The organism is Aerococcus sanguinicola, assembly GCF_008726925.1.
Taxonomy (GTDB): domain Bacteria; phylum Bacillota; class Bacilli; order Lactobacillales; family Aerococcaceae; genus Aerococcus.
Window position 1 is genome coordinate 151,670 of sequence record NZ_VYWO01000001.1, and the last position, 12,386, is coordinate 164,055.

The 12,386-nt window shown below is 48.7% G+C and carries 13 protein-coding genes; 6 read left to right on the forward strand and 7 right to left on the reverse strand.

Annotation, left to right across the window (positions count from 1 at the left end; all coding sequences use genetic code 11):
* Nucleotides 1-8: 8 nt before the first annotated feature.
* The 6 genes from F6I03_RS00805 to F6I03_RS00830 all read right to left on the reverse strand — a co-directional run bounded on the left by F6I03_RS00805 (nt 9) and on the right by F6I03_RS00830 (nt 6,829).
* A complete protein-coding gene (locus F6I03_RS00805) occupies nt 9-863 on the reverse strand; it encodes a glycerophosphodiester phosphodiesterase family protein (RefSeq protein WP_191622016.1) in 855 nt (284 codons plus the stop codon).
* Nucleotide 864: 1 nt separating this feature from the next.
* Nucleotides 865-2,592: an ABC transporter permease gene (locus F6I03_RS00810; protein WP_070430916.1), complete on the reverse strand. Its 1,728-nt coding sequence runs from the start codon at nt 2,590-2,592 to the stop codon at nt 865-867.
* Nucleotide 2,593: 1 nt separating this feature from the next.
* On the reverse strand, nt 2,594-3,616 hold the full coding sequence (locus tag F6I03_RS00815; RefSeq protein WP_070430915.1) for an ABC transporter ATP-binding protein: 1,023 nt from the start codon (nt 3,614-3,616) through the stop codon (nt 2,594-2,596).
* 201 nt (nt 3,617-3,817) lie between these two features.
* Complete coding sequence (locus F6I03_RS00820; protein ID WP_141752301.1) at nt 3,818-4,699, reverse strand: extracellular solute-binding protein; 882 nt, start codon at nt 4,697-4,699, stop codon at nt 3,818-3,820.
* Between the two features lie 509 nt (nt 4,700-5,208).
* Nucleotides 5,209-6,306: a hypothetical protein gene (locus tag F6I03_RS00825; protein WP_070626029.1), complete on the reverse strand. Its 1,098-nt coding sequence runs from the start codon at nt 6,304-6,306 to the stop codon at nt 5,209-5,211.
* The gene (locus F6I03_RS00830) at nt 6,299-6,829 is read right to left on the reverse strand and encodes a sigma-70 family RNA polymerase sigma factor (protein WP_070430912.1); all 531 of its coding nucleotides are present in this window, start codon (nt 6,827-6,829) and stop codon (nt 6,299-6,301) included. The genes F6I03_RS00825 and F6I03_RS00830 overlap by 8 nt, the downstream gene beginning before the upstream one ends.
* A 744-nt stretch (nt 6,830-7,573) precedes the next feature.
* Here F6I03_RS00830 and F6I03_RS00835 point away from each other — a divergent pair.
* From F6I03_RS00835 to F6I03_RS00860, 6 genes are all read left to right on the forward strand, one after another.
* Nucleotides 7,574-8,176 (forward strand): GNAT family N-acetyltransferase, encoded by a 603-nt coding sequence (locus F6I03_RS00835; RefSeq protein WP_070430911.1) that lies wholly within the window; start codon nt 7,574-7,576, stop codon nt 8,174-8,176.
* 94 nt (nt 8,177-8,270) lie between these two features.
* Complete coding sequence (locus F6I03_RS00840) at nt 8,271-8,525, forward strand: AbrB/MazE/SpoVT family DNA-binding domain-containing protein (RefSeq protein ID WP_070430910.1); 255 nt, start codon at nt 8,271-8,273, stop codon at nt 8,523-8,525.
* Entirely contained in the window at nt 8,519-8,851 is a 333-nt protein-coding gene (locus F6I03_RS00845; protein ID WP_070626031.1) for a type II toxin-antitoxin system PemK/MazF family toxin, read from the forward strand. The genes F6I03_RS00840 and F6I03_RS00845 overlap by 7 nt, the downstream gene beginning before the upstream one ends.
* Nucleotides 8,852-9,098: 247 nt before the next feature.
* Nucleotides 9,099-9,686, forward strand: a complete 588-nt coding sequence (locus F6I03_RS00850) for an anthranilate synthase component II (protein WP_070430908.1) — start codon at nt 9,099-9,101, stop codon at nt 9,684-9,686.
* A 2-nt stretch (nt 9,687-9,688) separates the two neighbouring features.
* Nucleotides 9,689-11,068, forward strand: coding sequence for an aminodeoxychorismate synthase component I (gene pabB, locus F6I03_RS00855; RefSeq protein ID WP_083290557.1), 1,380 nt, complete (start codon nt 9,689-9,691; stop codon nt 11,066-11,068).
* Nucleotides 11,052-11,798: an aminotransferase class IV gene (locus F6I03_RS00860; RefSeq protein WP_070430907.1), complete on the forward strand. Its 747-nt coding sequence runs from the start codon at nt 11,052-11,054 to the stop codon at nt 11,796-11,798. The genes pabB and F6I03_RS00860 overlap by 17 nt, the downstream gene beginning before the upstream one ends.
* A 150-nt stretch (nt 11,799-11,948) precedes the next feature.
* Here the strand turns inward: F6I03_RS00860 and F6I03_RS00865 are convergent, their stop codons facing one another.
* Nucleotides 11,949-12,350, reverse strand: a complete 402-nt coding sequence (locus tag F6I03_RS00865) for a type II toxin-antitoxin system HicB family antitoxin (RefSeq protein ID WP_070430906.1) — start codon at nt 12,348-12,350, stop codon at nt 11,949-11,951.
* Nucleotides 12,351-12,386 lie beyond the last annotated feature (36 nt).

The window sequence follows — 12,386 nt, forward strand, 5'->3', positions numbered from 1 at the left end:
GGATGGACTCACATGCCTTGCCGCTGTCTGCGGAAGTCAGCCATAAAGTTGGGCCAGTCCGTGATGAAGGCGTTGCTGCCATGTTGGACCATGTCCTCCCAGTCGCCATAACCAGCCTCCGATAAGAGAGCGGATTCATCACTGAGCTCGAGGTAGAGGTGGGGCTGCTTGCCCAGCTTCTCTGAATTGACCGTCAGAAGATAGTTCTTCGCCAATAAGTCCTGGCGCCAGTCGGGATCGACGAGGTCATTGGCTTCCCCCTTAACAATCAATTCCAAGCCAACTAGTCGGACCTGGTCATACTGGCTAAGTTCTGCCAGCTGGTCCCGCTTCTGGATAATGGCCATATAATTCAAGGGTTCATCCAGCTGGTTCAAGGCCTCGAGGGGTCCCGCTTCGACCTGGGACTTGAAGAGGAGCTGGTCTGCCTTGCCGGAGTCTTGGATGAGGCCAATGAAGGCGTCATCTCTAAAGTAGGCCCAGGCCCGGTCAATGTTGACCAAGTAATCTTCAGGCAGCCAGGCCAAGAAGTCGGCCAAGCGTTCGGGATAGAAGCCGGAGGGATCACCTACCGAATTGATATATTCCAATTGGTCAATCAAGCTGGCCGGCAGCTCAGAGAAATCCCGGCCCATCATGCCGAGGAGGGCCGGCTCATTCTCATTGTGGAAGAGATAATAGACCCCATCACTGGACCGGCAGACATCGATTTCAATCACATCCGCACCCGCTCGCTTAGCTAGGATGGCAGCTTGGCGGGTGTTTTGGATCACATTGCCACCCCAGAAACCGCGGTGGGCCATGATCAGGAAATCCCTGCTTTGTAAACAATCGCTAAATTTATTTTCAGGTGCTGCTTTCATTTTACTTCTTTCCTCCCATTGCACGGTTGGCACCTCGTCCATAAACGAAGTAGATGACAAGGGTATTAATCACCATTAAGAGTACTGAGTATACCAAGTTGATAGCCTTGGCGTCAATGGTGGAGGAGGGGTCGGAGTTAGCCCGGATGATGATCCCTAAAGTTTCGCTACCGGGTTGGAAGAGGAAGGCCGACATGTTGTATTCAGCCAGGTTGCTGTTGAAGTTCAGGGCAACTAAAGCAAGGGCGGTCGGTAGGAGGGCCGGCAGGATGACCTTCCAGAAGGACCGCATGCTTGAAGCCCCTAGGATCTTCGAAGCATCTTCTAGGTTCGAATCGAAGGAATAGTAGGCGCTCTTCAGGTAGCGCATGGTATTCGGCAGAAGAATAACCATATAGGCGACAGGGAGAATCCATTGCGAGCCGATCACCGATTGCCCAAAGAGCAGGGGATGGGGCCGGTCGTAAGTAAGGATGTAACCCAAAGCAATCATGATGGTGGGGAAGAGCCAAGGAATGTAATAAGTGTATTCCATAGCGGTTCTAAAGATTCCAGCCTTCTTCTGCATGATCCAGCGAACCAGTAATAGCATTAAGAGCACAGAACCGATGGCGGCAAAGGCAGAGAAAGCTGCTGACCGTAAGAGGGGCTCATAGGTGGCTGGGTTGGTAATAATCTTGCTGTAGTGTTCCAAAGTAAAGCCTGAAAGGGAAAGCTTAGAGGCCGCAATGGATGAGGTATCCATAAAGGAGAAGAGAATAACGAAGACGATGGGCAGGGTATAGATGACGAAGAGCAGCCAAGAGAGGATATGGACAATCCAATTAGCGGTTGGGTTGTTAATCTTCTGTTTCACTAAACGCCCTTTCGTTTTTGAAATCGACAGGTAGTTCCCCTTGCGTTCGTTAGCCGTAATCACAAAGAGCAAGATAATTTGGGCAGCCCCGAGGATAATGGACAGCAAGGCAGCGATGTCACGCGAGGCGGGGCGTCCCGAGAAGGTTAGAATCATGGGGGCGATAGTCTGGAAGTCCTTCCCACCTACCATTAAGGGGGCAGAGAAGGCACCCAGGCCAGTCGCAAAGGTCATGACAATTAGCGTGAGGAAAGTCGGTTTAAAAGTAGGAAGGACAACCTTTTTCAAGATGGACCACTGACTATCGCCCAAGTTCTTAGCGGCATCAATGGTATTATTGTCTAAGGAACGGACCGCATTACTTAAGAAGAGCATATGGTTAGAGGTACAGGCGAAGGTCATCACCAGGAGGACTGCTGGAAAGCCAGTAAACCATTCCCTATTTATGTCCGGGAAGAAGTTTGTTAAGAATTGGGTAATCACGCCTTCTTGGCCATAGAGATAGAGCCAACCATTGGCAACAATCAAGCCAGAGAAGACTAAGGTTGACATGAAGCCAACTTTCAGGATTTTGGCCCCTTTGATGTCAAAGTATTCGGTGACTAAGACGATAAAGGTACCCACGATATTCACGGTGAAGGTCAGAACCACTGCCAATAAGAAGGAGTTGCCGACAGACTTGAGGGCACGTTCGGAATCCAAAATCTTATCAATCGCGGTAAAAGAGAAACTGCCATCCTGGACGAAGGTTTGTAAAAAGACACCAACCAGTGGATAGACTAAGAAGGTCAGGGCAAACCAAATTAAAAAGGCAATAAAGATGATTTTAAAGAGATTTAGCCCATTCGATTGTTTCTTGAATAACTTATCCATCTTAGACCACCTCATAACTTAAAATGTCTTCTGGATGAAGGATTAAGTCCACGCGATCGCCGATGCCAAAGCTGGCATTCCGGTCCTCTTTGTTGATGACTTCGACGAGCTTTCCGGCATTGACATCGACAAAGAGACTACTGAAGGATCCCTTATAGCCCACTCGCTGGACGGTCCCTGTCAGCCGGGCGCCCTGGTCGCCATCAACAGTGTAGAAGCGGATTTTCTCTGGACGGATGTAATGGCGTTGCTTGGGATCCAGCATGCCGGGGATTTGTTCATTGATGCTTTGAACGAGAGCGTCATCTAATCGATTCGATTCTCCGATAAAGTCGCAGACAAATTCCGTTGCCGAATGATTGTAAATCTCTTCCGGCGTGCCGATTTGTTCGATAAAGCCCTTATTAAAGACGGCGATATGGTCGGAGAGCTCTAGGGCTTCTTCCTGGTCGTGGGTCACATAGATAGCTGTCATCCCTGTCTCCCGTTGGATGCGTTTGAGTTCCACCCGCAATTGCTTCCTCAGTTTGGCATCGAGGTTAGACAGGGGTTCGTCAAAGAGGACCACGTCGGGGCGCATGGCCAAGGCCCGGGCGATGGCCACCCGCTGCTGCTGGCCTCCTGATAATTCGGAAACATTCTTTTGCAGTTGCTCAGGGGTCATATCGACCAGTTCAGCTAATTCCATAACCCGCTTTTCAATGTCTGCTTTGTTTACTTTTTTGACTTCCAACCCGTAGGCAATGTTGTCATAGACGCTCATGGTAGGGAAGAGGGCGTAGGATTGGAAGACCATACCTAGTTCGCGTTTTTCAACGGGGACATGGGTGAGGTCGCGGTCATTCAAGATAATCTTTCCTTTAGAAGGAAATTGGAAGCCGGCAATCGCTCGAAGGGTGGTCGTCTTCCCGCAGCCAGATGGGCCGAGCAGGGTAAAGAATTCGCCATCCTGAATCTCGAGATTGACCCCATCAATGGCAACGAAGTCACCATATTTCACTTGTAAATCTTCTACTAATAACATATTTTTCTCCTTTTTAATCAGTGTCAAAACTGTGACAAAAGTTAATTAGCCCTGAATCACTGGTGCAAACACGGAAAGCGTCTCGTCAAAGCTCTTCCAAGTTCGTAAAGTGGCTATCAGGGCTAACTTGCGGAATCGATTCGTCAGGAATCCTTCCTTTTTTAAAGAGGCTAGCGCCTTGGTCCTAGCCTCTTAATTTGCTTATGGTAAGATGTCTAATTCAATTTTTTCGATCCAGGCATCGATGTTTTCATTGATGAAGTCCCAGTCCACGTGTTTCGGGGTGGTTTGTTCCATCAATTCTTTCATGCGGTCAGACGCACCATCTTGGGCATTAGGGTTAACCGGCCAGGTCCCAAATTCTTTGGCCCATTCCCGTTGGATGTCAGCAGAACCGAACCAGTTGACAAATTTCTCAGCTGTTTCGTAGTTGTGGTCATCGCCTTTGTTGACGATACCGATCTGTTCGGACATAGAGAAGACGCCGCCTTCTGTATCGATCGGTTGGGCTTTGAAGCCGTACTCTCCTTCAGCAGCTGGGATGCCTGAAGAGTAGTAGAAAGAGATCGGAGTGGTTCCATCGGCGAACAATTGCAGGGCTTCTTCGGACTCAGAAGGCATATAGCCATTGTCGAACCATGCTTGGAGCGTGTTCCAACCTTCCTCAGAAATCCCTAAATCACCATTCTCATCGCGGTGGTTGAAGAGGACACTCATGGCCGCTTTTTGGTTTGTCCCGCCCCCAACACTAGCTGGTACACGGTATTTTTCCTTGAAGGCGTCATCCTTGGCCGGTTCTTCCCAGGTCTTAGGAAGGTCGGCTTCATCAATATACTCAGGGTTTGCAATCATGAAGATCCGCTGTTCAACCAGAGGGGCATAGGCTTCTTTATTTTGAAGCATTTCTTCTGGAATATCAGCGACCCAGTCAGGGGTGTAATTATGGAGAATGCCTTCTTCATCTAACTTCTTGAAGTAGCCTTCATCCATCCCAAAAGTTACATCAGCTTGTGGGGCATTCTTCTCAGCTAGGAGACGGTTATAAATATCGCCACCCCCCGCATCAACGAATTCCAGTTCCATACCTTCTTCGCTTGCTTTAGCTTGCAGCCAGTCACTCCGTCCGTCGCTCAAAGAGTTGGAATAGATGACCAACTTGGAATCAGCTTGTTCTTCGCCACCACTTTAAGAAGCGCTTGAACTTTCACCGCCACCAGATGAGCAAGCCGTTAACATAAGGGCTGAAGTTAATAAGACCCCAGCAGATTTAAGCCATTTTTTCATAACAAATAACCTCCAAAATAATCTTTAAATATGATCAGTTAACATCATACCTGAGGATTGTTTTTTTTTGTAAAAAAGATGTAAATTTTATGTAAATTTTTTGGCTTTTAGAATTTGGGCTTGTCGGTTAGTGGGACGAGAGGGACAGACATGAAATAAAAGAGCCTCCTGAGGGAACTTAACAGAAACTTTCCGTTTGAGTCCCTAGGAGGCTAGGTATTTTGTTAACTTAAAGAATCTCAGAGCATTCTTGGGCAAGGCTCTTTCCTGTCTTGGAGCGCATCTTGCGGTGACAATGGAACGCCAGTCTAATCCTTCTTGTCTAAGTCAAGGGTCACCGGTTCGCCCAAGGTATGTCTCTGGCTCGCGTCCATCTTACCCGAACTTTCTGGCAGTGGGATCTTGAAGAGTTGAACTTGGAGGCTCTCTTGTTGAAGGAGGTCCTCATAGGTCAAGTCGTCTGAAGTCGCGCTCGAAAAGTCGAAGTTGCTGTGGAAGGCCACCATGCCAGGGGAAGTAGACGGAATCATATCAGAGGCGCCGGTCAAGCTTTGGCGCCGCCCATCAGGGAGGATGAGGTCCGCTTCAATTAGACTATTTTGGGCGTCTTTTTCTGGAATGAGGGCCTGGATTTGTGTTTTTAGGGGGTGGAGTTTGAGGGCTTGGATCTGAACTTGGTCTGGGTCTTTGGGCGCGCTATGGTCCAGGTTGATGTAGCGGCTGCCCCCGTTCAAGTCCTCCGGCCGGCCACTCAAGTCAAAGGCGGCGTCAGTCATGGAGATGACCTCCTGGATATTTTTCACGAGGCCAGAGATTTGCAGGTAGATCTGGTTATCCGCTTGGAGTTGGAGGGGCTTGTCGAAGCGATAGGTCATGGTCATTTGGTAGAGGCCGTTAGCTAGCAAGCGGGAAGAGCCTGCAGCTGAACTAATCCGAGTGGTTTCCCCATTGACGGCGATCGCCATGCCGACAAAGTCATAAGTGTCTTCCACCGTTAAAGCTTGCGGGGACTCGACCAGAAAAGATGCGGTGACTGATTCCTCATCCAAGAGGGCGTCCTCCAACTTGACACGGTGGTCCCCCATGTCAATGAGCTGGCCGACGGGGTAAGTCTGTCCGTCTAAGTTACCCTGACTTGCGCTGAGTGAGAAATGGCTGGTATCGATGAGCGACTTGACTGAAGCAGAGGCTTGTTGCCCCCAGGGACTGAGGACGGCTAGGGCTAAGGCAGCGACGAGCCCTAAGCCTAAAATAAGCTGAGGGACTTTGCTTTTTTGGCTACCGATAGACGCTTTGAACTGGGCATACAACTGGTCCTTTTGGTCATCCGATAGGTCGTCTTGCGGGTAGTCGGATAAGGGCATCTGGGTCTGGTTGAGCAATTGGTAAAGCTTATTCTTAGTCATGGTCTCTTTCTCCTTTCAATTTTTCTCGGCCTCGGTGGACGCGCTGGTAGAGGGCATTGGGGCTCAGTTGGTGGGCTCGGGCAACCTCGTTGACTTCCTGGCCTTCGTAGAAGAGGGCGAGGAAGATGGCCTGGTCTTCTTCAGACAGGCTGGCAATCAGGTCTTGCAGGTCTTCTTTCAGGATCAGCTGGTCCAGGATTCCCTTGTCAGGTGGCGAGTAGTGGTCATCATAGGCTTCTTCCTGCTTGGTTCGTCCCTTGGCCCGCACCAAGTTCAAGGCCTTGTAGCGAGCAATGGCACAGACCCAATTCTTGAAGGAAGATTTCTTCGGGTCATAGTCAAAAATATGGTCCCATATGGCCAAGAGGGTGTCGTTAAAGCACTCCTCTTGGTCGGCTTCATAGCCATGGGAATGGCGCCGGATAACGGCCATCAGAAGTCCGCCATAGTGGTCAATAACAGCACGGATGCCGCTTTCCTTGCGGCCTTTGATTTGTTGGATGGTCCAAAAGTCTTTAAACATGGGCTGTCCTCCTTTCACTATGAATACACGGACTAAGGGCGATTTCTTACAGGCAATTTTGATTTTTATGGCAAGCTAGGAAAAGACAGAGCGGCGACCAACCAGGCTATCTGGGAGGAATCGGATGGGGGCTATCCCCACTATAAGCCATCCCAGGTTATTTTGCATTCGTTCTTAGTGAGCAGCAATGCGTCGAAAGTGAGCATGGGATGGAGCAAATCAGCCTTGACAAGTGCCCGCGATGTTGAATGGACAAGCTTTTGGCGAGGAAAGCGGATATTTTGCTTGTTGATTTTATTTAAATTTGAGGAATGATTTTCTCGCGCGCACGCGGGTTTTTAATTAATTTAATTTATTTTGTAAATTCGTTATTTGTTTATTTAGTCTTTTTTTAATTAGTTATTTGTTACTTAGTCCTTAGTAGCCAGTGGTTTTAAGCATCTTGGTTTTCTAGATCTTGAAAAGCAAGATGTAGGAAAGCTAGTTTATGGAGTGTGGATAACTTTTAGCGACTAGTATAAAATAAATCTTATTTATTTTTGGACATGAGCAAGTAATTTCTTTTGCTCATTTCATAAAGCGAGGGATGAATGCTAATGAAAGGGATGAATGCTAATGAAATGGTTTGCTTTAATAAAACTGATTTTCTATATGAAGCCGTGAGAATTGTTTTTCAGCTTAGCCTCTGTTAGACTAGGTTGTATCTTTACGATGAGAATAAATAATAAATACAGGAGGAGAACGATGTCATTAAATATAAGATCCTACCGAGAAACGGACTATGATGCCGTCAAGGCTATGATCCAAGAGACCTGGTACCCGGAAGTGATGGAAGAGGATCCCGACCTCGCCGACCGCCTGGCTGATATCGATGCCAAGATGCGGCTTGGGATGGGGACTTTTGCTTTGGTAGCGGACTATGATGGTAAGAGCTTGGGAATCTTTATCGGGGATGTCCAGGGCGAAGATAAGCTCCAGGCACCTCTTGATTGGGACGCCTATATCCAAGAACTGGGGATAAATGACCCGACAGTGCTTGAAGTCTTAGATCGTGAGCGTGAGGCGAATAGCTGTTTAGACCATCGTCATAAGCAGGATTATCAAGCTGTCCTCCAACTCTTCATCCTGAGTGCGGCCTCCCGAGGCAAGGGGATCGGGGGTAAGCTCTGGCGGGCAGGCCTGGAAGTCTTCCGCGACCATGGCGTAGATGACTTCATCCTCCATACCGATAGCGACTGTGATGTTAGCTTCTACGACTACAAGGGGTTAATTGCGGACCCACCCTTCAGCTTTAACCAGGAAGAAGCCTTCCAATACTTCCTCTACCATGGCAAGACAAGCGACTAAGTTTAAAGTTCCCTTGCTTGGCCTGGACAACGATGACATTTGTCCGCTCATGTGTTAGGATACAGTTGATGTGATGAATAAGGGAGGATTGGTTATGATGGCTAAACAAGTTTCTGCTCAAGTGATTGCGTGTGGGGATAGCCAAGGGATTAGTCTGAACCAGAGGGCCTTGGAGCTCTCGCACTTGCAAGTGGGCGACCGCCTGGATTTAGAAATCCACCCTGACGCGATCCTAGTCACCAAGAAGCCAAGTAAGCGACAAGAGCGGATCAGAGCCTTCTACCAAAATGGCGGTGTTTATGAAGAAGGCTTGGTGGATTATGGAGAAACAGCAGGTGAAGAATGGTAGAACAATTTGATATTGCAGTCATTGACCTCGACCCGGCACGCGGCCATGAAAAAGGCAAAACGCGGCCTGTACTCATAGTCAGTAGCCCGATGATGACGGAGAGTGCCGGTTTTGTCTGGGCTATGCCGATTACCGAACGTCCCCCAAAATATCCCATGGACCTGGAAATAAAGACCGAGAAAAATGAAGTCCAGGGCATCGTTGACACGGTTCAAATCCGCTGCCTGGATTTTGAAAGTCGCAATGGCCATGTGGTGGACCACTTGGTAGAAGACCTGCACCAAGACGTCCTGGATACGATCATGGTCCATATTGGGGCGAACTGAGGCTGGGGCAAATTCTCCAGCCTTTTTTTGATTGAAAGATACATTGTGACCTAGCTTAAACCATGGTATACTAAATAAAATTAAAAAGATTGGAAGAAGACGCCCAGCTTATCAGAAATCGATTGATTCAAAATGATGAAGCTAGGGCGTCCTTTTCTTTGATCCTGTCTGGCTGCTTAGGATGGGCTCAAAGCAGTTCCAGCTAGACAAGACTTTATCATTGAAAAAAATAGAAACGAGATAAGCCATGTTTTTAATGATTGATAATTACGATTCTTTTGTTTATAACCTAGCCACTTATTTTAAGGAGCTGGGGGCTGATTTAGAAATTGTATCAGCTGGCGATTTAGAGAGGGATGGGCTTAAGCTTGACCTGATGGCTTATGAAGGCCTAATTATCTCGCCAGGTCCCAAGCGCCCCGAGGATGCGGTAGCCTCGGTAGAGCTTTTTCGTAGAGCTCGAGGGAAACTGCCTGTCTTAGGCATTTGCCTTGGCCACCAGGTGATCGCTTATGCCAGCGGGGCCCAGGTCGTTCGCGCACCCCGTCCTCAACATGGCAAGCTCCACGCCCTCAAGCACGAGGACCGGGGCTTATTTGAAGGACTGCCCCAAGCTTTTCAGGTCACCCGCTACCATTCTTTGCTTGTGGATCCAACCACTTTACCGGAAGACTTGACGGTTGAGGCTTGGACGTCGGACGGCTGCTTGATGGCCTTGGCTGATGCCAATACGTGTATCTATGGCGTCCAATTTCATCCTGAGGCCGTTTTAACGGAACACGGCCACGACATCTTAGCCCGCTTTATCCGAATTGCCAGAGAGTGGAGGGCATAAAAATGCACTACAGACACTACCAAGACTATCCCGAACTGACTCAAATTTTTTCCCATGTAGCTGACCAGGGGCCCTGTGCCTTCCTTGACTCTTCAAGCCAGGACAAGCAAGGGCGGTATTCCATCTTGGCTTTAGACCCTAAGATCATTCTAAAAGATTTGGCGGGGCAAGTTTTCTTGAATGACCAGGCAGTTGAGGGAGACTTTCTCTCCCAATTCCAAACTTGCTTGGACGAGCAAGCTATTCTGTCGATTGAAGGTCTGCCGACTGTCAACCCAGCACTAGGCTACTTCGCCTATGATTTTGGTTGCCGCTTGCAGGGACTGGCTAGCCAACATGAGAAGCGCTTGGCCTATCCTGATGCCATCTGGACCTTCTATGAGACTTACCTGGTCGAGGACCATGTTAAGGGTCAATTAAGCTTAATCACACTGCGGGATCAGCAGGAAGCGGACGGTTTTTTTAACGACTGGGAGAGCCTTTTTGAAGAAATTTTGGAAGAAGCTGGGCCTCTGCCTGCAGGAAACCCCATCAACCAGCTGATTACGGACTGCTCCCCCGAAGACTATGTGCAAAAAGTCCAAGCAATTATCGACTATGTGGAAGCAGGGGATAGCTATGTGGCCAATCTCACGCGGCGGATTTGGTTGCTTTGTGACCAGGATCCTCTACTTTATTATCTAACCCTGCGCCAGGTCAATCCTGCGCCTTATGCGGCTTACTTTAATTTTGGTGATTTCCAAGTCCTATCTTCCTCGCCTGAGCTTTTTCTAGAAGTGGAATCAGGACAAGTCACCACTCGGCCCATCAAGGGAACCTGCCCACGGACGGGGGATGACCAGGTCGACCAAGCCTACTGTAAGGCGCTGCTGGAAGCAGACAAGGAGCGGTCCGAGCTCTTGATGGTGACCGATTTGGAGCGCAATGACCTCAACCGGATCTGTCAACCAGGGACGGTCAAAGTAGACCGACTCTTTGAAGTGGAGGCCTATGCTACGGTTTATCACTTAGTATCGACCGTTGTTGGTCACCTGGCTGCTGATACTGATTTAAAGCAAATTTTAGAAGCCACTTTCCCAGGTGGATCGATTACTGGGACACCCAAGCAGCGGACCATGGAGATTATTGACGAACTGGAGGCTTCTGCCCGTGGCATCTATACCGGCTGTCTGGGCTATATTAGTCCTGGTTTGGATATGAAGCTCAATATAATTATCCGCAGCCTAGTTCACCAGTCTGGCACTTATGAAGTCGGCCTAGGTGGAGGCATCACCTGTGAATCCAATCCACGAGCCGAATATGAAGAAACGGTGCTCAAAGGCCAAGCCCTCGTCCAAAGCTTTCAAGGTGGGAAAGGAGTCAGCCATGATTCAACTCGATAACGGCTTCTATTATGGACTGGGCGTCTTTGAAACGATTGCAGTGGAAGCCGGCTGTCCACTCTTTCTCGACTGCCACCTGGCCCGTCTACAGGCAGGAGTAGATTTTTTAGGAATTGATTTTTCGCTTAAAGCAGAAGATGTGCTGGCCTATTTGGCAGACCAGCCCTTAGACCACCATGCTTTGAAGATAGCAGTCTCAGAGAAAAATATCATTTATTCAGAACGCCCCAATCCTTATACATTCAATCAGTATCAAGAAGGGATCAGCTGCTGCTTAAGTGAAATCCAGCGCAACCCCAGCTCGCCCTATATCTACCATAAGACTTTCCAGTACGGGGACAATCTTTATGCCCTCCGGAAGGCTAAGGCGGCTGGCTACAGGGAGGCGGTCTTTACTAATGCAGAGGGCCTGGTCTGTGAAGGCGCCACTTCTAATCTCTTTATGGTTAGGGCGGGTGAGATCTACACACCCAAGAAGAGCGCGGGCCTCCTCCCCGGCACCGTCCGTTCCTACTTGATCGACAACTTCCCAATTAAGGAAGTAAACATCCCCTTAGAAGCTCTCTATCAAGCTGATGAGGTCTTTGTGACCAATGCCTTGATGGGGATTATGCCTGTCCGCCAAGTCGGCCAGGCGGCTTATCAAGTGGGGCCTCTGACGCGCAACCTGATGGGGGCTTATGGGGAGGAAGTTAGGCGGCAGGTGGAGGCAGATCCTCTACAGAGATAGTGTTGGCGAATGCATTGATCCGCCCAGACCGGGGGAATCCTAAAAGTTCTTCCAGTCGCTTTGGAGGCTAAGAAAATTTTATTCGTTATAACGACATATAGGTCGCTGAAGCTTAAAAAATAAGCCCAGCAAAAAGTGGGCTTTTGAGCGTTAAATATCTAGTTTTTCCTTGAGGGCTTCAGTTAAAGTTTGTGAGAAGTCAATACCTTGTTTAGTCGCCTCAGCATTCAACCAGGCAGGGATAGTTGTGTTTCTCATAACAGTAGGTGTTGTAATGTCTTTGGCAGCTTGGTCTAAGTCAACACCTACATAGTGTACTTGAGCTCCGGGAGACGGTTGTTGAATGTCTGAAAGAGAGGATGGTTGGGGCTTCTCGACTTCGTCATAGAGCATGAGGGCTAGCGCTTCAGAAGCGTTAAACATGGCTTCTTTAAGGCCCTTCCCGCAAGTTAAAGCGCCAGGTACATCAGGAAACTCCACATTTAAAAGTTCAGGGTCGTCTTCATCAGGGGTAAAGATAGCAGGATAGATAACATAGTTAGCAAGTGACATTCTAATCCTCCTTTAGGGGTTATTTTAGCCCATTTG

Coding starts and splice junctions, on each gene's coding strand:
- F6I03_RS00835 (WP_070430911.1), top strand. CDS start 7,574: ATGTCATTAAATATAAGATCCTACCGAGAAACGGACTATGATGCCGTC.
- F6I03_RS00845 (WP_070626031.1), top strand. CDS start 8,519: ATGGTAGAACAATTTGATATTGCAGTCATTGACCTCGACCCGGCACGC.
- pabB (WP_083290557.1), top strand. CDS start 9,689: ATGCACTACAGACACTACCAAGACTATCCCGAACTGACTCAAATTTTT.
- F6I03_RS00815 (WP_070430915.1), bottom strand. CDS start 3,616: ATGTTATTAGTAGAAGATTTACAAGTGAAATATGGTGACTTCGTTGCC.
- F6I03_RS00850 (WP_070430908.1), top strand. CDS start 9,099: ATGTTTTTAATGATTGATAATTACGATTCTTTTGTTTATAACCTAGCC.
- F6I03_RS00825 (WP_070626029.1), bottom strand. CDS start 6,306: ATGACTAAGAATAAGCTTTACCAATTGCTCAACCAGACCCAGATGCCC.
- F6I03_RS00865 (WP_070430906.1), bottom strand. CDS start 12,350: ATGTCACTTGCTAACTATGTTATCTATCCTGCTATCTTTACCCCTGAT.
- F6I03_RS00805 (WP_191622016.1), bottom strand. CDS start 863: ATGAAAGCAGCACCTGAAAATAAATTTAGCGATTGTTTACAAAGCAGG.
- F6I03_RS00820 (WP_141752301.1), bottom strand. CDS start 4,699: ATGGAACTGGAATTCGTTGATGCGGGGGGTGGCGATATTTATAACCGT.
- F6I03_RS00810 (WP_070430916.1), bottom strand. CDS start 2,592: ATGGATAAGTTATTCAAGAAACAATCGAATGGGCTAAATCTCTTTAAA.
- F6I03_RS00860 (WP_070430907.1), top strand. CDS start 11,052: ATGATTCAACTCGATAACGGCTTCTATTATGGACTGGGCGTCTTTGAA.
- F6I03_RS00830 (WP_070430912.1), bottom strand. CDS start 6,829: ATGTTTAAAGACTTTTGGACCATCCAACAAATCAAAGGCCGCAAGGAA.
- F6I03_RS00840 (WP_070430910.1), top strand. CDS start 8,271: ATGATGGCTAAACAAGTTTCTGCTCAAGTGATTGCGTGTGGGGATAGC.